This is a genomic window from Streptomyces filamentosus (assembly GCF_014654895.1).
Classification (GTDB): Bacteria; Actinomycetota; Actinomycetes; order Streptomycetales; family Streptomycetaceae; genus Streptomyces; species Streptomyces filamentosus.
Map to the genome: position 1 here is coordinate 2,771,236 of NZ_BNBE01000001.1, position 23,354 is coordinate 2,794,589.

A 23,354-nucleotide genomic window follows, 5' to 3' on the forward strand; every position below is an offset into this window, starting at 1 on the left:
CGGGACGGGACCGGGAGTAGCCTCGCCGCCATGCATGCGATCACGATTACGGAACCCGGCGGCCCCGAGGCCCTCGTCTGGGCCGAGGCGCCCGATCCCGTGCCCGGCGAGGGCGAGGTCCTCGTCGAGGTGGTGGCGAGCGCCGTCAACCGCGCCGACGTCCTCCAGCGGCAGGGCTTCTACAACCCGCCGCCCGGCAGCTCGCCCCACCCCGGCCTGGAGTGCTCCGGCCGGATCACGGCCCTCGGCCCCGGCGTCTCCGGCTGGTCCGTCGGCGACGAGGTCTGCGCGCTGCTCGTCGGCGGCGGCTACGCACAGCGGGTCGTCGTCCCCGCCGGCCAGCTGCTGCCGGTCCCGAAGGGCGTCGACCCGGTCACGGCCGCCGCGCTCCCCGAGGTGGTCTGCACCGTCTGGTCCAACATCTTCATGATCGCCCATCTGCGCCCGGGCGAGACGCTGCTCGTGCACGGCGGGGCCAGCGGCATCGGCACGATGGCGATCCAGCTCGCCAAGGCGGTCGGCGCGAAGGTCGCGGTCACCGCGGGCGGCCCCGAGAAGCTGGCCCGCTGCGCGGAGCTCGGCGCGGACGTCCTGATCGACTACCGCACCCAGGACTTCGTCGAGGAGCTCCACAGGGCCACGGACGGCGCGGGCGCGGACGTCATCCTCGACATCATGGGCGCCAAGTACCTGGAGCGGAACATCCAGGCGCTGGCCGTCAGCGGCCGCCTGGTCGTCATCGGCCTCCAGGGCGGCGTCAAGGGAGAGCTGAACCTCGGGGCGCTGCTCGCCAAGCGGGCCGCCGTGATGGCGACGACGCTGCGCGCCCGCCCGCTGGAGGAGAAGGCGGCGATCGTCGCGGCCGTCCGCGAGCACGTCTGGCCGCTGGTCGAGGCCGGCACGGTCCGCCCCGTCGTGGACCGCACGCTGCCGATGCCGGAGGCCGCCGAGGCCCACCGCGTCCTGGAGTCCGGCGGGCACGTCGGCAAGATCCTCCTGCTGGCCCCCTGAACCGGCCCCCACGACGCTCCCCGGAGCGGGACGGGGAAGGGCCCGGCGCGTACGAGACGCGCCGGGCCCTTCCCCGTACGGCAGCTCCCTTACAGGTACGGACCCGAGCCGACCGCGCGGCCGTGGCCCCGGCCGCCCTCGTCGTCCTCGTCGTGCGAGGCGCCGGGCGGCAAGGCCCGCCGCATCTGCTCCAGTTGGGCGCGGGCCGCCATCTGCTGGGCGAACAGCGCCGTCTGGATGCCGTGGAAGAGACCTTCCAGCCAGCCCACCAACTGGGCCTGCGCGATGCGCAGTTCCGAGTCGGAGGGGATGGCCTCGTCGGTGAACGGGAGCGAGAGCCGCTCCAGCTCCTCGACGAGTTCCGGCGCGAGGCCGTCCTCCAGCTCCTTCACGGAGCTCGCGTGGATCTCCTTCAGCCGGACCCGGCTGGCCTCGTCGAGAGGGGCCGCCCGAACTTCTTCCAGAAGCTGCTTGATCATGCTGCCGATCCGCATGACCTTCGCAGGCTGCTCCACCATTTCCGTCACCGGGACCTCACGGGATTCGTCGTCGCCCTGGGCGCCGCCGAGTGCCATCCCGTCCTGTCCCACGATGAGGACCTGGGGGCTCTCCGGCGACCTGTCATTCCTCGGCATCTCCATGCCGCCATTCTCTCGCACGCGTGCTTCACCACCAGGTGTGCCCGGGGCGAAGGATGATCCACCCTCCTCCCCGGGCACAGACACGGGCACGCACCCGGACACGTGCCCGGGCCCGCACCCGGGCGCGAGCCCGGCTGCGGACCCGGCCACGGCCACCGCCGCGGCCACGGATCCGCGCGCGGTCACGGCACGGAGACCCCTGCCCGAAGGCGTCAGGTCGCCGCGCGGCGGGCCATCGCCCCCTTCGAGCGGGTCACCAGGGCGGCGAGCAGGGCCGCGCCGAGCGGGACGGCGACCAGGAGGGCGGCGAGGGTCTCCCAGGGGATCACGATCAGCACGTACGGCGGGGTGAGGTCGCCGCCCCAGCCCTCCGCGAGGTTCTGCTCGTGGAAGCGGAGCTGCTGACGCTCCTCGGTGAGCCGCAGGCCCAGCGCGGGGAGCAGTCCGGAGACCGAGCCGAGGACGACGCCCATGGCGGCGACGACGCCGCACTGGAAGCCGCTGAGGGTGCGGCGGACGCGCGGCGGGGCGCCGACGGCGGCCAGCGTCTTCAGGTCGGCCTCCGCGTCGGCCTGGGCGAGGCCGGTGGCGATGCCGGCGGCGCCGACGGTGACGAGACCGGCGAAGATCGTCAGCGCGAGCATGAAGAGGCTGTCGTCGGAGACGTACCCCTCCTCGACGGTGAGGTCGACCCCGGCGCCGATCTTGGCCAGTTCGGCGTCGAGCTTCTGGCGCTGCTCGCCGGAGGGAAGCCGGTCGGTGCTGAAGTAGGCGCCGACGGGGGCGGTGGCGAGCCCGGCGGCCTTGGCGGTCGCGGGGGTCATCAGGACCTGGAGGCCGTAGGTGGCCGGGTCGCCGGTCACCAGGTGGGCGGGAACGGAACTGACCTTGCCGGGGACCGGCTTGCGGTTCGTGGCGGCCTCGTCGGCGGCCTTCAGGTCGGTGATCTGCTTGACGCCGATCGTGCCGTCCTTCGCGACCAGCGGCTTGTGGAAGGTGACGGCCTTGCCCTCCGCGAGGGCCCGGGCGGCGCCGGGATCGGTGATGCCGAGGACCTTCAGGAGCCGGGCGTCGCCGACGAGCAGGCCGCCGTCGACATAGATGCCGCCGCCCCGGCTCTCCTTGCAGCGCCAGTCCTCGCGGATCATCTTCCGCCGCTGTGCGGCGGTGAACTTCTCGGACGCGTCGTCGACGGTCCACATCGGGCACTCGTTGCCGGCCGGGACCACGACCTCGTACCGGCCGCAGCCGTCGCCGCCGCCCCAGGGCGGGCAGCCGGGCTTGCCGACGGCGACGCGGGAGACGTCGGCGCGGGTCTCGACGGACAGGTAGCGCTGGACGGCGTCGGTGACGGCGGGGACGTCCCGGCCGCCCTCCTCCATCTGGAAGAAGGAGACGGCGCCGTGCGGCAGGCTGGGCGTGTACTCGGCGCGGTACTGCGCGTCGCTGCTCGCCGTGTACGTGGCGACGGCGACGGTGCCGGCGACGGCGGCGAGGACGGCGGCGACCGCCGGGGCCGTGCGCCCGCGGTTGCGGACGGCGTCGCGGAGCGCGAGCCGCGGCGAGAGCGGCAGCCAGCGGCCGGTCCGCCCGAAGAGGCCGACGATCGCGGGCGTCATGGCGACGACGCCCAGCTCGGCGATGGCCGAGCCGCCGGCCACGACGATGAACTGGTCGGTGACGAGCGAGCCGTAGAGGGCGAGCGCGCCGCCGAGGAGGAGCGCGACCAGGCCGAGGACGGGCAGCACCTTGCTGGTGGAGCGGACGCCGCGGCGGCCGGTGAGCGAGGCGAGCACGGTCTGCCGGGAGGCGGTGACGGCCGGGACGATCGCGGCGAGCAGACCGGTGAGGACGGCGAGCAGCGCGATGCCGAGGAGTTCGAGCGGCCGGACGTCGAAGGCGCCGAACCGCTGCCCCATGTACTCCTCCAGGAAGGGCTGGAGGGCCAGGGTGAGGACCACGGCGAGGACCGTGCCGACCACGGCGGCGGCGATGCCGATGACGAGTCCGCCGCTCAGCACGATGGCGCGGATGTGACTGCGGGAGCCGCCGTTGGCTCCGACGAGGCCGAGCTGGCGGCGGGAGCGGCGGGCGCCGACCGCGAAGGCGGGGCCGGCGAGCAGGCAGATCTCCAGCATCGCCAGGCCGACCACGGTGCCGAGGGAGACGAGGAGCATGGCGTCGGCGGCCGGGCTGGAGTTGAAGTCGCCCCAGCCGGAACGCTGGTAGAGCGGGACCTCGGAGTCGGCGGGCGGGTCGAGGACGACGGCCCGGGAGACGACGGCGATGCCCTTGGTGTTGATCTCCTGGACCATGTTCCACGTGAAACCACCGGCGTGCTGCACCAGGTACGTGGTCGAGGAGCCGGGCGCGAGCGCGCCGGCCTTCTCCGCGGCCTTCGTGTAGGGGGCGAGGAACGCCCCCGGCAGCGCGGTGATCTGGGCGGTGTCCAGGGAGTCGGGGAGTTCGTAACTGCCCACGACGCGGTAGGGCCGGTCGAAATTGCGAGCGGAAACGGTCGAGCCGATCGAGAGGCCGCTCTGCTCCAGGAAGGCGGAGGTGGCGATGACCTCGTCGGCCTTCTGCGGGTGCCGGCCGTCGAGGAGGGTGACGATGCCCCGGGCGATCGGGTCGTCGGACTTCAGCTCCCGGACGTCGGTCTGGAGCAGGCCGTGCCGGGTGGTCAGCTTGGCGGCGCCCTGGGTGTCGGTGATCCAGCGGGCGCCGGCCGGGAGGGCCTTGCGGAGGTCCGCGGAGCCGGAGGGCCAGCCGCCGCTGTCGTCCTCCTTCGCCGGGCTGTAGTTGTCGCCCTGGGGGGTCTGGAGGATCGGCTGCCCGCCGAATCCGCCGTCGCGGAAGGAGGCGTCGGCGGCGCCGATGGTGCGCTCCAGCCGTTCGCCGGGGGAGAGTTCGGAGCTGCGGTAGGTGAGGTCGAGGGCGCAGACCCCGAGGATGGGGAGGGCGATCATCGCGAGGACGAGCGAGCTGCGGCCCTTGGCGCGCCAGGCGTCGCGGCGGGCGATGCGGACGGCCGCCCGCCAGGAGTGGAACCAGTTCTTCACGCCTCGGCCACCCGGCCCGTGAGGAGGGAGTCGGCCTCGCTGCGCACGGTCTGGTCGACGATCGCGCCGTCGCGCAGGAAGACGACCCGGTCGGCCCAGGCGGCGAAGCGCGGCTCGTGGGTGACGAGGACGCCCGCGGCGCCCGCGTCGCAGCGGGTGCGGAGCAGGGCGAGGACGGACTCGCCGGTCTCGGAGTCGAGGGCGCCGGTGGGCTCGTCGGCGAGGACGAGGCGGCGGTCGCCGACCAGGGCGCGGGCGATGGCCACGCGCTGCTGCTGGCCGCCGGACATCTCGTCGGGGAAGCGGTCGGCGAGGTGCCCGAGACCCATCTCCTCCAGGGCGGCGAGGGCTTCGCCGCGGGCCTTGCGGGCGGAGGTGCCGTCGAGCTCGCGGGGCAGGGCGACGTTCTCGGCGGCGGTCAGTGCCGGTATGAGGTTGTAGTCCTGGAAGACGTAGCCGATGCTGCGGCGGCGCAGGGCGGCGAGCTCCTTGGCGCCGGCGGTGGTGATGTCGGTGCCCTCGACGACCACCTGGCCGGAGGTGGGGCTGTCGAGCCCGCCGGCGATGGTGAGCAGCGTGGACTTGCCGGAACCCGACGGGCCCATGACGGCGACGAGTTCGCCGGGGTGCACGTCGAGGTCGATGCCGCGCAGGGCGTGCACCTCGGTGGCGCCGGACCCGTGGACCCGGGTCAGCTTCTGGAGGCGCAGCACGGGCTGCGCGGCGAGCGGTGTGGACATCGAAGGGTCCCCCCTTGGGCGCGCGAGGGCGCGCGATGAGCGGTGAGAGAGAGCGGTCGTACGGAAACGGAAGCCGGCGAAGGCGGTGTACGGGGGAGAAGGCGCGGGATCAGCGGCCCCGGCCCTCGGCCCCGCCCCCCGCCGCACCCCCCGACCCACCCCCGCCGTCCCCCGCGCCCACCCCCGCCCCGGGCCCGCGCCGGACCCCCGCCCCGGCCCCCGGCTCCGAGGCGGTGGCGGGTGCGGCGGGGTGCGCGGTGGCGGGTGCGGCGGGCGCGGTGGCGGAGAGGCGGATCAGCCGGGACTCGCAGTGGTCGAGCCAGCGGGCCTCGGCCTCGGTCTGGAAGATCAGCTGTTCCAGGACGAGGAGCCAGGCGACGTCGTCGCGCTCGCGCGGCCCGCCGTCCTCCAGGGCGGTGAGGGCCTGGGCCTTGAGCCGGGTGTAGTCCTGCATCGCCTTCACGGTGTGGCGGCGCTGGGCCTGGATGACCTCGCGGATGTCGACGCCGGGGGCTCCGACGGCCATGGCGAGCTTGATGGCGAGCTCGTCGCGGGCGGGGCTGCTGCGGTCCACGGGCCGCTCGAACCAGGTGCGCAGTTCGGCGCGGCCGGCGTCGGTGATCGCGTAGAGCGGGTGTCCCGCGCCGTCCGCGCCGCCCTGGGAGACCAGGCCGTCCCGTTCGAGCCGGCCCAGGGTCGTGTAGACCTGGCCGACGTTCAGGGGCCAGGTGGAGCCGGTGCGGGACTCGAACTCGGTCCGCAGCTGAGAGCCGTAGCGGGGGCCGTGTTCGAGGAGGGCGAGGAGCCCGTGGCGGATCGACATACCGAGTATGTATACCGGGTATGCAGGGGACGGCCAACCGTCGTGAGGGGGATCCGGAAGGTCCCCCTCAGGGGGGACGGGAAGGCTCCCGGGGAGGGTTCAGCGGCGGCGCAGCCGCAGTCCGAGGAAGCCGAGCCCGAGGCCCATGAGGGTGAGTCCCACACCCAGGGTGAGCAGGGGAACGGGCTGCTCGGAGGGGGTGGCGGTGGTCCGCACGGCGAGCTGCGGGACGGCCGCGGGGCGGGTGGCGCGGGCCGCCTCCGGACGGACCCCGGCCTCCTCCTCGGGTGCCTCGGCCGTCTCCTCGGGGAGGCGGTCCCCGGCGGCGGATTCTGTAGCGGTTCTGTCACGTGCGGGGGTGGCGGAGGCGGTGGTCTCCGTGGCGGTGGGGGTGGCCGTGTCGGGGCGGCCGGGCCGGGCCAGGCCCTCGCCCGCGGGGCGCCCGGCGAGCGAGGGGGAGCCGCTGGGCTCGGGGGCTTCGTCGGGCGTCGCGGCGGGCTTCCCGGGGTGGGGGCCGGTCCCGGCGGGGGCGGGGGCGGTGGTGCCGACGGGCGGTGGCGGCGTGGAGGACGAGGGGACGGCGGGTGCGGTGGTGCCGGCGGTCCCGGTGCCGGTGGGGGTGACCGGGCGGCGGGTCCCGGAGGGGGCGCCGGGCGCCGGGGGCGTGGCCGGCGCGGTGGTGGCGCCCGGCGTTCCGGGCGTGGCCGCGGGGGTGGTCCGCGGCGGTGCGGTGGTGGTCCGCGGCGACGCGGTGGCGGTGGGCGCGGTGGCCCCTGCGGTCGGTCCCGCCACGCGCGCGCGTGGCACCGCCGTCCCGGCGGGAGTGCCGTCGGTCCGTGCGAGGGCCGCCCCGGAGAGCCCGGACAGGACGAAGACACCGGCCAGGGCGGGCACGAGCACGAGCCTCACGGGGGCGCGCACGGCCCCGCGGAGGCCGACGCGGAGCCCTCGGGGCCGTACCCGCGCCCGTACGCCCGCGCGGAACATCCGGGGCCGTACGCCGTCGTCGTGCCCACCCGCCTCACCACGTGTGGGAGCCACCGGAGAACCCTCCCCTGCCGTGCCGTCGAGGTGTCGGACTCAGCGTGGCACGGTGGGACGAATCCGGCATTCCGGAAGGCGCGGCCCAGGAGTGCGGGGTGTGCGCGAACCGGGCGAAGCACGAGTGCGGGGAGGCGTCACCGTCCTCGGCCACGACGCCGATCGACGCGCCGAGGACGCCCCGGGTGTCGGTGAAGTGCGCGGGCCACGTCTCCGCGGTGCCCCGGCCGCCGTACGCGCGGTGCCAGGGCGGGGGGCGTCCGGGTCAGCGGGGCGGGTTGCCGGTGGAGATGTTCAGGGTGAACTCGGTGTCCTTCGGGTAGATCTCCGTGCCGGGCTTCGGGTACTGCTCCAGGACGGTGTCCTCGCCGTAGGTGTTCTCGTCCATCGGGATCTGCTTGATGATCTTCCAGCCGGCGGCCCGGGCGCAGTCCTTCACCGAGGTGAGGTTCTTGTAGGTGAAGTCGGGCACCTCGAACTTCTCGGGGTCGTCGCTGGACTCCTTCGGCTCGGTGCATTCCTTCGTGTCGATGGTCTTCGACAGGTCGGGGCCCTTGTGGCCGGGGCCGGCGGTCTGCTCCTGCTGGGTCTGCCCGGTGCCGGTGCCACCGGCGGTGCCGCCGGTGCCGCCCGCGGTGGGGTCCTGGTCCTTCTCCCAGGGGGCGACGGCGATGAGCACGCCGCCGATGGCGACCAGCGCGACGAGGACCGCGCCGACGAGCACCGGCATGTTCCGGCGCGGGGCGGCGGCCGGCACGGGCGCGTAGGAGACCGGCGGCGGGGTCTGGTAGGCCGGGGCCTGCTGCGGGTAGCCGTACGAGGGCGCGGGCGTGGGGACCGGCGCCGGGGTCGGCGGGCCGTACGGGCCGGGCTGCGGGGCCGGCGGCTGGTAGGGCTGCTGCACCTGGTGCTGCGGGGCGGAGTGCGGCGGCGGGGTCTGGCCGACGGGCGGGAAGACGGCCGAGCCGACGCCCGAACCGCTGTTGACCGGGCCGCCGGCGACGATCACCGGGGCGGCGGACTGGCCGGCGGCGAGCACCCGCAGGCACTCGTCGCGCATGGCCGCGGCGCTCGGGAACCGCTCGTTCGGGTTCTTCCGCAGCGCGCGGGCCACCAGCGCGTCCATCGCGGGCGTCACCGACCGGTTCACCGAGGACGGCGCGACCGGCTCCTCCTGCACGTGCGCGTAGGCGATGGCCAGCGGCGAGTCCGCGTCGAAGGGGAGACGGCCCGTCAGCAGCTGGAAGAGCATGATGCCGACCGAATAAAGGTCGGAGCGGGCGTCCACCGGCCGGCCGAGGGCCTGCTCGGGGGAGAGGTACTGCGGGGTGCCGACGACCATGCCGGTCTGGGTCATGGAGGTGACCCCGGACTGCATGGCGCGGGCGATGCCGAAGTCCATGACCTTCACGACGCCGCGCTTGGTCATCATCACGTTGCCGGGCTTGATGTCGCGGTGGACCAGGCCCATCTCGTGGCTGACCTCGAGGGCGGCGAGCACGTCCGCCGTCACCTTCAGGGCCTTGTCGGCGGGCATCGCCCCGTACTGGCGGACGTCGGAGGCGAGCGCCGAGCCGAGCGGCTGCCCCTCCACGTACTCCATGACGATGTACGGCATGAGGCCGCCGTCGAGGGTGTCCTCGCCGGTGTCGAAGACGGAGACGATGTTGGTGTGCGAGAGCTTCGCCACGGCCTGCGCCTCGCGGCGGAAGCGCTCGCGGAAGGACGCCTCGCGGCCCAGCTCCGTGTGGAGGGTCTTGATGGCGACCTGGCGGTCCAGCGCACTGTCGTACGCGAGGTAGACCGAGGCCATGCCACCCTCGCCGAGGAGGTCGCGCAGCTGGTAGCGGCCGTTCGCGACCGAACCGCCCGCGTAGCGGCCGCCCTGAGCGCCGTCGTGGCTCATGTGTGCTGTCCCCCTGCGCCCCGCGGCGTCGCTCTGTCGTCTCCGGCCGGACCTTGGTATCCGGCCGATTCTGCGCCAAGTCTGCCCCAGGCCCCTGACACGTCAAGCCGCGTGCCCGTTCCGTGACCCTCCGTGCGGACCGCGTCGCGGGCGGGCCGGACCAAACCCGCGGAATTTGCACAGGCGTACACGAGAAGGGTTGGATGGCCGGTCATCGCGGACCGTGATGTCGCACGGAGCCTGTAGCGTGACGACTGGACACGGCACGGACAGACGACGGCGAGGACTCATGGAACCCGGATCCGAGGCAGGTGGCGGTGTGCCGGGCGCTGCCGGGGAATCGTGGGGAGTCGGCCGCGTCGTCGGCGACGGCCGCTACCGCCTGACGCACCGTCTGGGGCGCGGCGGCATGGCCGAGGTCTTCGCCGCCGAGGACGTGCGGCTCGGCCGCACGGTCGCGGTGAAGCTCCTCCGCTCCGACCTCGCCGAGGACCCGGTCTCCAAGGCCCGGTTCACGCGCGAGGCGCAGTCGGTCGCAGGGCTCAACCACCACGCGATCGTCGCGGTGTACGACTCCGGCGAGGACGTCGTGGACGGCCGCCCGGTGCCGTACATCGTGATGGAGATCGTCGAGGGCCGCACCATCCGCGACCTGCTGCTCAGCGCCGAGGCGCCCGGGCCCGAGCAGGCGCTCGTGATCGTCTCCGGCGTCCTGGAGGCGCTGGCGTATTCGCACCAGCACGGCATCGTCCACCGCGACATCAAGCCGGCCAACGTGATCATCACGCACGCCGGCGCGGTGAAGGTCATGGACTTCGGCATCGCCCGCGCGCTGCACGGCGCGCAGGCCACGATGACGCAGACCGGCATGGTCATGGGCACGCCGCAGTACCTCTCCCCGGAGCAGGCGCTGGGCAAGGCCGTCGACCACCGCTCCGACCTGTACGCCACGGGCTGCCTGCTCTACGAGCTGCTGGCGCTGCGCCCTCCCTTCACCGGCGAGACGCCGCTGTCGGTGGTCTACCAGCACGTGCAGGACACCCCGGTGCCGCCGTCCGAGGTCCGCGGCTCGACGCCGCCGGAGCTGGACGGCCTGGTGATGCGTTCGCTCGCGAAGGAGCCGGACGACCGGTTCCAGAGCGCCGAGGAGATGCGCGGGCTGATCCAGTACAGCCTGGAGATGCTCCAGCAGCAGGGCGGCCACACCGGCACCTGGAGCACCGGCCCGGTGACCGCGCACGAGGGCGGGCACACCCCCGGCCTCGGCATGACCGCGACGACGGCCATGGGCCACCCGCCGCACGGCGACACCGCCCAGCAGGGCCAGATACTGCCGTCGCCCAACCCGGAGGACGGTGCCTACGCGCCGTACGGGGGCGGCTACGGCGGCTACGACGACGGCACCGGCGGCACCGGCGGCTACGGTCAGGGCGGCGGCCGGGACGACAGGGGCAAGCGCGCCAAGATGGTGCTGTTCGCCGCGCTCGCGCTGGTCGCGATCGTCGCCGGCATCGTCTACGCGGTGCAGATGGCCGGCAAGGACAACGAGAAGAAGACCCCGACCACGACGCCGACCACGACGTCGAGCTCGCCGGCCACCGCCTCGGAGAAGCCCACCCCGTCCGAGGAGCCGTCGGAGGAGCAGCGCACCGAGCAGCCGAGCGACACCACCGGTGGTGGCGGCGGCGACGGCGGCGGCTGGGGCAACACGCAGCAGCCGTGGAACCCGGACCCGACGACCGCCCCGACGACGACTCCGCCCACCCAGGAGCCGACCACGGACCCGACGGCCACCGAGGAGCCGACCACGGATCCCACGGCCACCGAGGAGCCGACCACGGGCCCGACGGCCACCGAGGAGCCGACGGACCAGCCGACCGACGGCAGCGGCGGCGGCGACGGCGGCCAGACCGACCCCACCGGGGGCGGCAACGGCGACCCGAACACGCCGCCGACCGGCGACACCGGGGCCACCGGCACCACCCCCTAGGACCCCCTCAGGCGGAGAAGGCGTCGCGGACGGCGTCGTACTCCCGGGTCCACCACACGGCCAGGGCCGACACCGCGGGGAACTGCGGGTCGGCCCTGCGGTCGTTCAGCTGGTAGCGCCAGCGCAGCGTCCAGAAGTCGTTCAGCCGCTCCCACCACACCCGGTGCACCGCCGTGGCCAGCTCGGCGCCGTCCGCCCCGGTGGCCCGCCGGTACGCGCGCGCGTAGGCCCGCACCTTCTCCAGGGCCAGCTCGCCGCCCGGCCGTACGAAGAAGATCGCGGCGGCCCGGACGGCCTCCTCGGCCCGGGGGCGGACGTCCAGCCGGTCCCAGTCGACGATCGCGGCCGGTTCGGCGCCCCGGTAGAGCAGGTTCAGCGGGTGGAAGTCGCCGTGGACCCAGCCGGGCGCGGCGGGCGCGGGCGGGCGGCGGTGGGCGTGCTGGGCGATCAGCCGGCGGCGCTCCCGCAGCCGGTGCTCGGCGAGCGCGTCGAAGCTGCCGTGCGGGCGGTGGGCGCGGGCGAGGCGGATCAGCTCGGCGATGGACGCGAAGGTGTCCTCGGGGCGGGCGCTGGCGTGCCGGTCGGCGGGCTCCCCGCCGTCGTCCCGGCCGCCGGGCCGCGGGGACTCCATGACCCGGTCCAGGCCGTTGTGGACGCGGCCGAGGAGGGAGCCGAGCCGGCGGGAGCCGTGGGTGGTGAGCTGGGCGCCGTCGCGGTGCCGGCCCTCGACCCAGGGGTGCAGGGCGTAGCAGCGGCCGCCGATGACGGCGACCGTGCGGCCGCGGCTGTCGGGCAGCGGCGGGGCCACCGGCAGGCCGAGCGCGTGCAGCCGCTGGGTGGCGCGGTGCTGGCGGGCGATGGTGGCGCGGTCGGCGGTGGGGGCGTCGAGGTGCTGCTTGAGGAAGTAGTGGCCGCGGGTGGTGGCGAGGCGGTACCCGCGGTTGAGTAATCCCTCGGTGACGGGGACGCAGGACAGGGGCTCCCCGGCGTGCGGGTGGCGGCGCAGCAGGGCGCCGATTGGGGGAGCGGGGTGTTCAGATGAGCGCGGCACTCCGCAGATGTTAGATCACGCTACGTGGCGGAGGTGTCGCGCGGCGGCGGCGGCCGAGGGGCCGTACTCCATGCTGTGCACGGTGGCGAACTGCGGTTCGATCCGCATGTAGACGGGCACGAAGGGCTCGCCGTCCACGCTCAGCGGTTCCGGGCCGAAGGCGGCCGCCTCCGACGCGGTCGGCTCGACGATCTCCGCGGTGCCGGTGAACTGCACCGACCACAGGACGCCGGACGCCGGATCGAGGTCGTCCGCGCCGTAGGCGACGACGCTGCCGTTGCACGCCTGGTGGTAGCCGAGACCCTCGTGCATGCGGATCAGCACGCTGCCGCCGGAGACGATGTGCCGGGCGGGCGCGACGAACGGCATCGCCCGCATGCTCGTGGCGACCCGGCCGTACGACGCACGGCCGAGCAGTTCGATGGCACGGATCTCCTCGGTGGACATGTCTCCACTCTCCGCCACCGGCACCCCGTCGGGAAAGGGGCGCCCGCCCCGCTTCGGCGGGGACGTAGGTCCCGGGAAGGGCCGCCCGGCCCGGACTGCTCCGGACGGGTGAGCGGGCGGCCGCCGGGGCCGTTCTGCGGGCCTCAAGGGCCCCGCAGGCCCCCGCGGGACCTCGGGGGCGGGGCCGGGGCGGTCGCGGCCCCGGGAGGCCCGCCCCGGGGCCGTACCGGCCCCGCTCAGTGCTGGCGCTCGGCCTGCAGCCGCGCCACGTACGCGGCGGCCTGCGAGCGGCGCTCCATGCCCAGCTTCGACAGCAGGCTGGAGACGTAGTTCTTGATGGTCTTCTCCGCGAGGTGGAGGCGCTCGCCGATGGCCCGGTTGGTCATCCCCTCGCCGATCAGGTCGAGGATCTTGCGCTCCTGCTCGGTGAGGTTGGCGAGCCGGTCGTCGCCCTTCGGGCTGTTGCCGTCGCGCAGCCGCTCCAGGACCCGCGCCGTCGCCACCGGGTCGAGCAGCGACTTGCCGGCCGCCACGTCCCGGACCGCGTTCAGCAGCTCGTTGCCCCGGATGGCCTTCAGGACGTATCCCGAGGCCCCGGCCATGATCGCGTCGAAAAGCGCCTCGTCGTCCGCGTACGAGGTCAGCATCAGACACTTGATCGACTCGTCCTGGGAGCGGACCTCGCGGCAGACCTCGACGCCGCTGCCGTCGGGCAGCCGGACGTCGAGCACCGCCACGTCGGGGCGGGTCGCGGGGATCCTGACCAGGGCGTCGGCCGCGGTTCCGGCCTCGCCGACCACCTCGATGTCGTCCTCCACGGAAAGCAACTCGTGGACGCCGCGCCGGACGACTTCATGGTCGTCCAGCAGAAATACCCGGATTTTTCCTTCTTCGCGCACGCAGCCAGTCTCACATATTGGCTCTTCCGGTGCCCGGGGTGCGCAGGTTACGGTGCCGGATGTTCCGACGAGGGCGTCGGGCCGCTGCCCGGCGCGCTGACCAGGGCGAGCTTCCGCTTTTCTCGATTTACTTGGAAATCCAAGCAAAATCGCAGGTCAAGTGGTGTTTCGCAGGAATGCCGCGCAATGGGTAACGTGCCTGTGACGGCGTTCGCCGGGACACCTGTCACGCCCGACCCCGGCCGCGTCGCACCCACCCCGTGCGCAGGGTACGGATAAGGCGGAGAGCCGCACTGGCCTTGCCGGCGAACCCGGGGGCCGGACCGACGGAGGAGCACGCACGTGACCGTGGAGAGCACTGCCGCGCGCAAGACGACGCGACGCAGCAGCGGCGCCAAGCGCACCACCGGCGCCAGCGCCGGCGTCAAGAAGACCGCAGAGGCGGGGCCCGGGGAGCCGGAGCTCATTCAGCTGCTGACGCCCGAGGGCGAGCGCGTCCAGCACCCCGAGTACGACATCGACCTGAGTGCCGAGGAACTGCGCGGCCTCTACCGCGACATGGTCCTCACCCGCCGCTTCGACGCCGAGGCCACCGCCCTCCAGCGCCAGGGCGAACTGGGCCTGTGGGCCTCGCTGCTCGGCCAGGAGGCCGCGCAGATCGGTTCCGGGCGGGCCCTGCGGGACGACGACTACGTCTTCCCGACCTACCGCGAGCACGGCGTGGCCTGGTGCCGCGGCGTCGACCCCACCAACCTGCTCGGCATGTTCCGCGGCGTCAACAACGGCGGCTGGGACCCCAACAGCAACAACTTCCACCTGTACACGATCGTCCTCGGCGCCCAGACCCTGCACGCCACCGGCTACGCCATGGGCATCGCCAAGGACGGCGCGGACTCCGCCGTGATCGCCTACTTCGGCGACGGCGCCTCCAGCCAGGGCGACGTCAACGAGTCGTTCGTCTTCTCCGCGGTCTACAACGCCCCGGTCGTCTTCTTCTGCCAGAACAACCAGTGGGCGATCTCCGAGCCCATCGAGAAGCAGACCCGCGTCCCGCTCTACCAGCGCGCCCGCGGCTTCGGCTTCCCCGGCGTCCGCGTCGACGGCAACGACGTCCTCGCCTGCCTGGCCGTCACCCGCACGGCGCTGGAGCGCGCCCGCCGCGGCGAGGGCCCGACGCTGATCGAGGCGTACACCTACCGGATGGCCGCCCACACGACCTCCGACGACCCCACCCGCTACCGCCGGGACGCCGAGCGCGAGGCGTGGGAGGCCAAGGACCCGATCCTGCGGCTCAAGGCGTACCTGGAGAGCGAGGGCCACGCCGACGCGGCCTTCTTCGAAGAGCTGGAGGCCGAGAGCGAGACGCTCGGCAAGCACGTCCGCGAGGTCGTCCGCGCCATGCCCGTCCCGGAGCACACGGCGATGTTCGACAACGTGTACGCGGACGGGCACGCGCTCGTCGACGAGGAGCGCGCGCAGTTCCTCGCCTACCAGGCGTCCTTCGCGGACGGAGAGGCCGAGTAATCATGGCTGTTCAGAAGCTTCCCCTCGCGAAGGCGCTCAACGAGTCGCTGCGCAAGGCCCTGGAGACCGACCCCAAGGTCCTCGTCATGGGCCTGGACGTCGGCAAGCTCGGCGGCGTCTTCCGCATCACCGACGGCCTCCAGAAGGACTTCGGCGAGGACCGGGTCATCGACACCCCGCTCGCCGAGTCCGGCATCGTCGGCACCGCGATCGGCCTCGCGCTGCGCGGCTACCGCCCGGTCGTGGAGATCCAGTTCGACGGCTTCGTCTTCCCGGCGTACGACCAGATCGTGTCCCAGCTGGCGAAGATGCGGGCCCGGTCGCTCGGCACCGTGAAGATGCCGATCGTCATCCGCATCCCGTACGGCGGCGGCATCGGCGCCGTCGAGCACCACTCCGAGTCCCCCGAGACGCTCTTCGCGCACGTCGCGGGCCTCAAGGTGGTCACCCCGGCGAACTCCTCCGACGCCTACTGGATGCTCCAGCAGGCGATCCAGAGCGACGACCCGGTCGTCTTCTTCGAGCCCAAGCGCCGCTACTGGGACAAGGGCGAGCTCGACACCGAGGCCCTCCCCGGCGAGCTCCACAAGGCCCGGGTCGCCCGCGAGGGCACCGACCTCACCCTCCTGGCCTACGGCCCGATGGTGAAGACCTGCCTGGAGGCGGCCGCGGCCGCCTCCGAGGAGGGCAAGTCGGTCGAGGTCGTGGACCTGCGCTCGATCTCCCCGCTCGACTTCGACACCGTCCAGACCTCGGTCGAGAAGACCGGCCGGCTGGTCGTCGTCCACGAGGCCCCGGTGTTCTTCGGCTCCGGCGCGGAGATCGCCGCCCGGATCACCGAGCGCTGCTTCTACCACCTGGAGGCCCCCGTCCTGCGGGTCGGCGGCTACCACGCGCCGTACCCGCCGGCGCGCCTGGAGGAGGAGTACCTGCCGGGCCTGGACCGCGTGCTCGACGCCGTCGACCGCTCGCTGGCGTACTGAGGAGAGCACGATGACGATCCGCGAATTCAAGATGCCCGACGTGGGCGAGGGCCTGACCGAGGCCGAGATCCTCAAGTGGTACGTCCAGCCCGGTGACACCGTCACCGACGGGCAGGTCGTCTGCGAGGTGGAGACGGCCAAGGCCGCCGTGGAACTGCCGATCCCCTTCGACGGGACCGTCCACGAGCTGGTCTTCCCCGAAGGCACCACGGTCGACGTCGGCCAGGTCATCATCTCGGTGAACGTGGGCGGCGACGCCCCCGCCCCCGCCGCGGCCCCGGCCGCCCCGGTCCCCGTCCAGGAGCCGGTCGCCGAGGCCGAGGAGGAGCCCGCCGGCCGCCAGCCGGTCCTCGTCGGCTACGGCGTGGCCGCCTCCTCCACCAAGCGCCGGGCCCGCAGGACCGCGGGAGCCGCGCCCGCCGTGGTCGTCCCCGAGCAGCTGAACGGGCACGGCACCGTGACCGGCGCGCCCAGGCCGCTGGCCAAGCCGCCGGTGCGCAAGCTCGCCAAGGACCTCGGCGTGGACCTGGCGGCGGTCGTCCCGACCGGCCCGGACGGGACCGTCACCCGCGAGGACGTGCACCGCGCCGCGGCACCGGCCGCGCCCGTGGCTCCGGCGGCCCCCGCACCGGCCGTCGCGGCCCCGGCCCCGGCGCCCGCCCCCGCGGCCGCCGTCGCCGTCGCGCAGGGCGACGCGCGGGAGACCCGCCTCCCGATCAAGGGCGTCCGCAAGGCCACGGCGGCGGCGATGGTCGGCTCGGCCTTCACCGCCCCGCACGTCACCGAGTTCGTGACCTTCGACATCACGCGCACGATGAAGCTGGTCGAGGAGCTCAAGTCCGACAAGGACATGGCGGGCCTGCGGGTCAACCCGCTCCTCCTCATCGCCAAGGCCGTCCTGGTCGCGGTCCGCCGCAACCCGGAGATCAACGCGGCCTGGGACGAGGCGGCGCAGGAGATCGTCCTCAAGCACTACGTGAACCTGGGCATCGCCGCGGCCACCCCGCGCGGCCTGATCGTCCCGAACATCAAGGACGCGCACGCCCAGACCCTGCCGGAGCTGTCGAAGTCCCTGAGCGAGCTCGTCGCCACCGCCCGCGAGGGCAGGACCACCCCGGCGGCGATGCAGGGCGGCACCTTCACCATCACCAACGTCGGCGTCTTCGGCGTCGACACCGGCACGCCCATCCTCAACCCGGGCGAGTCCGCGATCCTCGCGGTCGGCGCGATCAAGCTCCAGCCCTGGGTCCACAAGGGCAAGGTGAAGCCGCGTCAGGTCACCACGCTGGCCCTCTCCTTCGACCACCGCCTGGTCGACGGCGAGCTCGGCTCCAAGTTCCTCGCCGACGTGGCGGCGGTCCTGGAGCACCCGAAGCGGCTCATCACCTGGTCGTAGTGACCCGCTTCGCACGTTTCACGTGAAACATCCGGTGGTGGCACCCGTCCACCACCGGATGTCCGCGTTTCCGGGTGGGAAGGCCCGGGGGCGGGGAGAACCGGGGCGGGGAGACCCCCGGTAAGGAGTCCAGGATGCGGACGCGACTGTCTGACGCATCCCTGTTGTATCTATGCTGTGCGCATGCCATCAGCAGCGCCCCCCTCCGCCGAACCGCACGTCAAGCAGCCGCCCGCCGCCGAGCGCGTCTACAGCCACGTCAAACAGGCCGTCCTCGACCGGCGTTACGAGGGCGGGACGCTGCTCACCGAAGGAGAGCTGGCACAGGCCGTGGGGGTGTCCCGGACGCCCGTCCGCGAGGCGCTGCTCAAGCTGGAGATGGAAGGGCTGCTGAAGCTCTACCCGAAGAAGGGCGCGCTCGTCCTCGCCGTCTCCGCGCAGGAGATCGCCGACGTCGTCGAGACCCGGCTGCTCGTCGAGGAGTTCGCCGTCCGCCGGGCCGTGCCCGCGCCGCCCGCGCTCCTCACCCGCCTCGAAGAGCTCCTCGCGGAGCAGCAGCGCCGCGCCGGCGCCGGGGACCTCGCGGAGGTCGCCGTCACCGACCGCTGCTTCCACGCCGAGATCGTCCGGCACGCCGGCAACCAGATCCTCTCCCGGCTCTACGACCAGCTCCGCGACCGGCAGCTCCGCATGGGCGTCGCCGTGATGCAGGCCCACCCCGACCGGGTCGCCCAGAACATCACCGAGCACGCCGAGATCCTCGACCGCCTCAGGGCGGGGGACGCGGACGGCGCCGCCGCCGCCGTCCGCGGCCACCTCGGCCGCGTCGACGCGCTGGTGCGGGGGGCGGGCCGGTGAGCCGCTCCTACGGCTCCGCCGTCACCCTCCCCGGCGACCCGCCCGGCGGCCGCCGCGCCGCCCTCGTCTGGGGCGTCGGCGTCTCCGTCTACTTCGTCGCCGTCATCTTCCGCACGTCCCTCGGCGTCGCCGGGCTCGACGCCGCCGACCGCTTCCACGTGGGCGCCTCCGCGCTCTCCACCTTCTCCATACTCCAGCTGCTGGTCTACGCGGGCATGCAGATACCCGTCGGCCTCATGGTCGACCGGCTCGGCACGAAGAAGGTCCTCGCCCTCGGCGTCGTCCTCTTCACCCTCGGCCAGCTGGGCTTCGCGCTCTCCCCCTCGTACTCCATGGCCCTCGTCTCCCGCGCCCTCCTCGGCTGCGGCGACGCCATGACCTTCATCAGCGTCCTGCGGCTCGGCGGACGCTGGTTCCCGGCCCGCCGAGGGCCGCTGATCGCCCAGCTCGCCGGACTCATCGGCATGGCGGGCAACCTCGTCTCGACGGTCGTCCTCGCCCGCGCCCTGCACGGCCTCGGCTGGACCGCCACCTTCGTCGGCAGCTCCCTCGCCGGCGTCCTCGTCCTGGTCCTGATGCTGGTCTTCCTCAAGGACCACCCCGAGGGACACGAGCCCGCCCCCGTCCGGCACGCGGGCGCCGCCTACGTCCGCCGGCAGATCGCCGCGTCCTGGCGCGAGCCCGGCACCCGGCTCGGCCTGTGGGTGCACTTCACCACGCAGTTCCCCGCGATGGTGTTCCTGCTGCTGTGGGGACTGCCGTTCCTCGTCGAGGCACAGGGCCTGTCCCGGGGGACCGCGGGCGAGCTGCTGACGCTCGTCGTGCTCTCCAACATGGCCGTCGGCCTGGCGTACGGGCAGATCATCGCCCGCCACGGCGAGGCCCGCGCCCCGCTCGCCCTCGGCACGGTCGCCGCCACCGCCCTGCTGTGGGCCGCCACGATCGCCTACCCAGGCGACCACGCCCCGATGTGGCTGCTCGTCACCCTCTGCCTGGTCCTCGGGGCCTGCGGACCCGCGTCGATGATCGGCTTCGACTTCGCCCGGCCGGCCAATCCGCCGGAGCGCCAGGGCACCGCGTCGGGCATCGTCAACATGGGCGGTTTCGTCGCCTCCATGACGACGCTGCTCGCCGTCGGAGTCCTGCTCGACGCGACGGGTGACGACTACCGGATCGCCTTCTCCTCGGTCTTCGTCCTCGAAGCCCTCGGCGTGGTCCAGATCCTCCGCCTGAAGTCCCGCACCCACCGGCGCGAGCGCGAGCGGCTCGTCGCCAGCCGCGTGGAGGCCGTGCACGTGCCCGTGTGAGGGGCGCTCAGTTCGGCGTCACCGCGAAGTGGGCGAGGATCGCGGCGGCCAGTTCCGGGTCGCCCTCGGTCTTGATCCGGTCGGCCGCGTCGGCCGGCCGGATCCGGCCGCAGGCCAGCCGCACGTACGTCTCCCAGTCCGTCGCCAGCGTCACCGCGGGGCCCAGCGAGGGGGCCCCGTCGACGGTGCCCCGGCCGTCCGCGTCCACCCGCACGGTCCGCAGGAACTCCACCGGTCCCGTCACGTCCACCACGACCGCCGAGTTCGCCGGGGCGCCCGCGTCCTTCGCGACGACCTTCGGCAGCGCCTCCAGGAGCAGGTCCCGCACCACGAACGCGCCCGGCGAGGCCAGGTTCCCCGGCACGCCGAGCGCCGCCCGCAGGTCCTGCTCGTGCACCCAGGTGTCGAAGGCCCGCAGCCGGTAGCCCTGTTCCAGGGTCTGCTCCGCGCCGAGGGGGGCCCGGATGACGTGGTCGGGGGAGCGGTTCTCGTTGCGGAGCTGCCGGGCCCGGCGGATCAGGACGTACTCCAGCTCGGACGTCATCTCCGGAGCCGTGTGGTGCCGCCGGACGTCGACCTGCACCTCCATGTAGCGGGCGAAGTCGCTGCGCACGTGGTACAGGTCGCGGGGCAGCGAGTGGATCGGCCGCGGGTCGCCGAGCATCTCCGTCTCCATGCCGATGACATGGGACACGATGTCGCGCACCGACCAGCCAGGGCACGGGGTCGCCCGGTTCCACTCGCCCTCCACGAGCGGCTGCACCAGCTCGGCTATCGCTTCGATGGAGTGGGTCCAGGCGTCGGCGTAGTTCTGGAGGCTGGGATGGACGGTCACGGGACCCCTCGACGTTCTTCGGTGCGGGCTGAAAACACGACTGGGTGACAGCGGAATGGGAGGCTCGGACGCTAAGTTACGCTCCCCGGGAGCACCCCGGCAGTGCTTTCGTGTGACGATCGTAGGCCGGTGTTGACGGCTTCAACGCCAGGACGGTGGTAGTGTGCGCGCCTCGCTGATCCAGATCGCGGTAGACCCGGACGAACCGGTCGCCGCCCGACGGGCCCGCGCGGCCCGCCTCGTACGGGAGGAGCGCGGCTCCGCCGACCTCGTCGTCCTCCCCGAACTGTGGACCGTGGGCGCCTTCGCCGCCGACCTCTTCGCCGCCGAGTCCGAGCCGCTGCACGGCCCCACGTACGAGGCGATGGCGGCGGCCGCCCGGGACGCGGAGGTCTGGCTGCACGCCGGTTCCTTCGTGGAGGCCGTGGGCGACGCCCTCTACAACACCTCGCCGGTCTTCTCCCCCGACGGCGAACTCGTCGCCTCCTACCGCAAGATCCACCGCTTCGGCTTCGACCGGGGCGAGGCCGCGCTGATGGCCGCGGGCGAGGACCTGGTCACCTTCGACCTGCCGCACCTCACGGTCGGCGTCGGCACCTGCTACGACCTCCGCTTCCCCGAGCTCTTCCGGGGCCTCGTCGACGCCGGGGCGGAGGCCTTCGTCGTCCCCGCCGGCTGGCCCGCCCGCCGGCGCGGCCACTGGACGCTCCTCGCGCGGGCCCGCGCCGTCGAGAACCAGGCGTACGTGCTGGCCTGCGGCACGGCGGGCACCCACGCGGACGTCGAGCAGGCCGGCCACTCGCTGATCGTCGACCCGTGGGGCGAGGTCCTGGCCGAGGCGGGTCCCGGCGAGGAGGTCCTGCGGGCCGTCCTGGACCCGGCGAAGCCCGCCGCGATCCGCGCGGACTTCCCGGCCCTCAAGGACCGCGTCCTCGGCGTCGAGGCCCCCGCGAAGCCGCGTGTCTGACGCGCCGCGCGGGAGCGCGCACGAGGAGGCGGCGGCCGGGCGGGCCGCCGCCGGTTACGTCGCCGCCTTCGCCGGGCTCTTCGGGCCGCCGCCCGAGGAGCCCGCGATACCCGTCGACTGGGACGCGGTCGAGGCGTGGCTGGGCCGCCGGCTGCCCGCCGACTACAAGGCGGTCGCCACCGTCTACGGCCCCCTGGACCTCGGGGAACGGCTCTGGCTCCAGACGCCGTACGCCCGGGACCGGGCCGGCTTCGACTACGGCCATTTCGTCGAGGAGTCCCGCCGGATGGCGCCCGGCGTCCTCCCCTTCGCCGAGACGCGCGCCTCCGACGTCCTCTTCTGGGACACCACCGCCTCCGACGACCCCGACGCGTGGCCGGTGGTCGTCCACAGCGCGGAACGGGAGCGGAAGGGCGACGACCCCTGGATCCGTCTCGGCGTCCCCCTGCTGCCCGCCCTCGCCCTCCTCGTCGACGAGGGCCTGCGCACGACCCTCGCCCGCAGCGGCCTCGCCGGGGAATCGGCGGGGCCCTGGACCCCGCCGCCGCGCCGCCCCGAGCCGACCCCCGCCCAGCGGGCCGCCCTCACCGGCGGCGGCACCGGCCTCGACACCCTCACCGTCCTCGTGCCGCCGCCGGCGGAGCCGTACCTCGGGGAGCGGGACTGGGACTGGGTCCACGAGCGGCTCGGCACCCGGCTGCCCACCGCCTACCGGCGCTTCGCGGAGGCGTACGGGGGCGGGCTCTGGCGCGACTGGCTGCGGGTCTCCCTGCCGCTGGGCGCCGGGGAGTACGACCTCGTGCCCTGGGGCCACTGGTACGGGGACAACTACCGCAACCTGCGCGCGAGCCACCCCGACCGGCACCCGCTGGCCGCCTGGCCCGAGCCCGGCGGCTTCCTGCCCTTCGCCTCCTCCCTCGACGGCGACCAGCTGGGCTGGCTCACCGAGGGCGACGACCCCGACGCCTGGCCGCTGATCGTCGACCCCCGCCACGCGCGCGTGGGCCCGCCGCTCACCGGCACCCTCACCGGGGTCCTCCTCTCCTGGCTGCGCGGCGAACTCGACGTGGAGGGGCTGCCCCGGCTGCTGTACCCGCACGAGGACCCGATGGACCTGGTCGCGCACGAGCCCCGGAAGGCGCCCGGGGCGCGCTCCTAGGCCGTGCCTTCCGGACCGGTCCGGTCTGGAAGGCGGTGCCTAGTACTGGCTCTCCGCCCAGAAGCCGGTGGCCCGGGACAGGGCCGCGCGGACCGCGCCGCCCCGGGTGAGGGCGGCGCGGTCCACGCCCGCGAAGACCAGGGCCAGCGCGAGGTCCGCCGGGAGGGCCCGGCCCGTCACCGTGATCTCCAGCCGCCGTCCGCCGAGGCGGCCCGTGCCGCGCACCGCCACCCGCACGCCCGGGTCCTCGGCGTCGGCCTCCCGGACGAGCGTCCAGGAGCGCCGGTTCCCGGCCCACAGGCGGTAGGCGTCGCCGCCGTGCCGCAGCCGGAGACCGCGCTGCCGGGCGGTGAGGCCGAGGCGGTTGCGCTCCACGGCCACGAGGGCGTCGCCGAGGCGGAGCGTCGCCCGGTTCAGCGTCGGCAGCCGGACCACGTCCGTGTGGACGCCCCGGGTCTCGTACGAGGTCTCCGGCAGCAGTCCGCCCCGCAGCTCGGAGACGAGCGTCTCCGGAACGGCCTGCCGCAGCGGCGCCTCCACCGTGACCTCGCCGAACTCCGCCGACGTGCCCCGCCAGCCGGTGCGGCGCCCGTACCCCTTCCCCTCCCGCCACGGGCGCAGGGTGAAGGGCGTGACGGTGGTGTGCATGGCGCTCCCCTCGCGAACGGTGCGGACCCTCCTCCCCCGACCCTCGCACGGGCGGCGGCGGGCTCC

Annotated in this window: 20 protein-coding genes; 9 read left to right on the forward strand and 11 right to left on the reverse strand. The window is 74.0% G+C overall.

The features are described 5' to 3' along the window. Positions 1–30: 30 nt before the first annotated feature. On the forward strand, positions 31–1,011 hold the full coding sequence (locus tag IE326_RS12550; protein WP_150229492.1) for an NAD(P)H-quinone oxidoreductase: 981 nt from the start codon (positions 31–33) through the stop codon (positions 1,009–1,011). An 89-nt stretch (positions 1,012–1,100) separates the two neighbouring features. Here IE326_RS12550 and IE326_RS12555 read toward each other — a convergent pair whose 3' ends face one another. The 6 genes from IE326_RS12555 to IE326_RS12580 form a co-directional block, all read right to left on the reverse strand. Continuing rightward, complete coding sequence (locus tag IE326_RS12555) at positions 1,101–1,652, reverse strand: bacterial proteasome activator family protein (RefSeq protein WP_030752594.1); 552 nt, start codon at positions 1,650–1,652, stop codon at positions 1,101–1,103. Between the two features lie 212 nt (positions 1,653–1,864). Continuing rightward, the gene (locus IE326_RS12560; RefSeq protein ID WP_190041540.1) at positions 1,865–4,714 is read right to left on the reverse strand and encodes an ABC transporter permease; all 2,850 of its coding nucleotides are present in this window, start codon (positions 4,712–4,714) and stop codon (positions 1,865–1,867) included. Next, the gene (locus IE326_RS12565; protein ID WP_150229487.1) at positions 4,711–5,454 is read right to left on the reverse strand and encodes an ABC transporter ATP-binding protein; all 744 of its coding nucleotides are present in this window, start codon (positions 5,452–5,454) and stop codon (positions 4,711–4,713) included. The genes IE326_RS12560 and IE326_RS12565 overlap by 4 nt, the downstream gene beginning before the upstream one ends. A 109-nt stretch (positions 5,455–5,563) precedes the next feature. Further along, positions 5,564–6,277 carry a PadR family transcriptional regulator gene (locus IE326_RS12570; RefSeq protein ID WP_190041541.1) on the reverse strand — a complete coding sequence of 238 codons (714 nt, stop codon included), beginning with the start codon at positions 6,275–6,277 and terminating at the stop codon, positions 5,564–5,566. A gap of 99 nt (positions 6,278–6,376) precedes the next feature. Continuing rightward, entirely contained in the window at positions 6,377–7,318 is a 942-nt protein-coding gene (locus tag IE326_RS12575) for a hypothetical protein (RefSeq protein WP_190041542.1), read from the reverse strand. A 265-nt stretch (positions 7,319–7,583) separates the two neighbouring features. After that, positions 7,584–9,224 (reverse strand): protein kinase domain-containing protein, encoded by a 1,641-nt coding sequence (locus tag IE326_RS12580; protein WP_190041543.1) that lies wholly within the window; start codon positions 9,222–9,224, stop codon positions 7,584–7,586. Between the two features lie 289 nt (positions 9,225–9,513). On the opposite strand from IE326_RS12580, the gene IE326_RS12585 reads away from it, so the two are divergent. Further along, the gene (locus IE326_RS12585) at positions 9,514–11,214 is read left to right on the forward strand and encodes a protein kinase domain-containing protein (protein ID WP_190041544.1); all 1,701 of its coding nucleotides are present in this window, start codon (positions 9,514–9,516) and stop codon (positions 11,212–11,214) included. Between the two features lie 7 nt (positions 11,215–11,221). Here IE326_RS12585 and IE326_RS12590 read toward each other — a convergent pair whose 3' ends face one another. From IE326_RS12590 to IE326_RS12600, 3 genes are all read right to left on the reverse strand, one after another. Then, positions 11,222–12,265 carry a phosphotransferase gene (locus IE326_RS12590; protein ID WP_190041545.1) on the reverse strand — a complete coding sequence of 348 codons (1,044 nt, stop codon included), beginning with the start codon at positions 12,263–12,265 and terminating at the stop codon, positions 11,222–11,224. Positions 12,266–12,280: 15 nt separating this feature from the next. Next, a complete protein-coding gene (locus tag IE326_RS12595; RefSeq protein WP_150229475.1) occupies positions 12,281–12,712 on the reverse strand; it encodes a pyridoxamine 5'-phosphate oxidase family protein in 432 nt (143 codons plus the stop codon). Between the two features lie 236 nt (positions 12,713–12,948). After that, entirely contained in the window at positions 12,949–13,611 is a 663-nt protein-coding gene (locus IE326_RS12600; RefSeq protein WP_150229473.1) for a response regulator, read from the reverse strand. Positions 13,612–13,953: 342 nt separating this feature from the next. Between IE326_RS12600 and pdhA the strand changes: the two genes are divergently transcribed. The 5 genes from pdhA to IE326_RS12625 all read left to right on the forward strand — a co-directional run bounded on the left by pdhA (position 13,954) and on the right by IE326_RS12625 (position 19,679). After that, a complete protein-coding gene (gene pdhA / locus IE326_RS12605) occupies positions 13,954–15,135 on the forward strand; it encodes a pyruvate dehydrogenase (acetyl-transferring) E1 component subunit alpha (protein WP_150229471.1) in 1,182 nt (393 codons plus the stop codon). 2 nt (positions 15,136–15,137) lie between these two features. Further along, entirely contained in the window at positions 15,138–16,118 is a 981-nt protein-coding gene (locus IE326_RS12610) for an alpha-ketoacid dehydrogenase subunit beta (protein ID WP_190041546.1), read from the forward strand. A gap of 10 nt (positions 16,119–16,128) precedes the next feature. Then, entirely contained in the window at positions 16,129–17,514 is a 1,386-nt protein-coding gene (locus IE326_RS12615) for a dihydrolipoamide acetyltransferase family protein (protein ID WP_190041547.1), read from the forward strand. Between the two features lie 183 nt (positions 17,515–17,697). Beyond that, on the forward strand, positions 17,698–18,372 hold the full coding sequence (locus tag IE326_RS12620) for a GntR family transcriptional regulator (protein WP_150229465.1): 675 nt from the start codon (positions 17,698–17,700) through the stop codon (positions 18,370–18,372). Beyond that, positions 18,369–19,679 (forward strand): MFS transporter, encoded by a 1,311-nt coding sequence (locus IE326_RS12625; RefSeq protein ID WP_150229463.1) that lies wholly within the window; start codon positions 18,369–18,371, stop codon positions 19,677–19,679. The genes IE326_RS12620 and IE326_RS12625 overlap by 4 nt, the downstream gene beginning before the upstream one ends. Positions 19,680–19,686: 7 nt before the next feature. Here IE326_RS12625 and IE326_RS12630 read toward each other — a convergent pair whose 3' ends face one another. After that, a complete protein-coding gene (locus tag IE326_RS12630; RefSeq protein ID WP_150229461.1) occupies positions 19,687–20,514 on the reverse strand; it encodes a maleylpyruvate isomerase family mycothiol-dependent enzyme in 828 nt (275 codons plus the stop codon). A gap of 163 nt (positions 20,515–20,677) precedes the next feature. Between IE326_RS12630 and IE326_RS12635 the strand changes: the two genes are divergently transcribed. Beyond that, a complete protein-coding gene (locus IE326_RS12635; protein ID WP_190041548.1) occupies positions 20,678–21,481 on the forward strand; it encodes a carbon-nitrogen family hydrolase in 804 nt (267 codons plus the stop codon). Next, on the forward strand, positions 21,474–22,640 hold the full coding sequence (locus IE326_RS12640) for an SMI1/KNR4 family protein (protein WP_150229457.1): 1,167 nt from the start codon (positions 21,474–21,476) through the stop codon (positions 22,638–22,640). The genes IE326_RS12635 and IE326_RS12640 overlap by 8 nt, the downstream gene beginning before the upstream one ends. Before the next feature lie 39 nt (positions 22,641–22,679). On the opposite strand, the gene IE326_RS12645 is transcribed toward IE326_RS12640, so the two are convergent. Continuing rightward, positions 22,680–23,288, reverse strand: a complete 609-nt coding sequence (locus tag IE326_RS12645) for a hypothetical protein (RefSeq protein ID WP_190041549.1) — start codon at positions 23,286–23,288, stop codon at positions 22,680–22,682. Between the last annotated feature and the right edge of the window lie 66 nt (positions 23,289–23,354).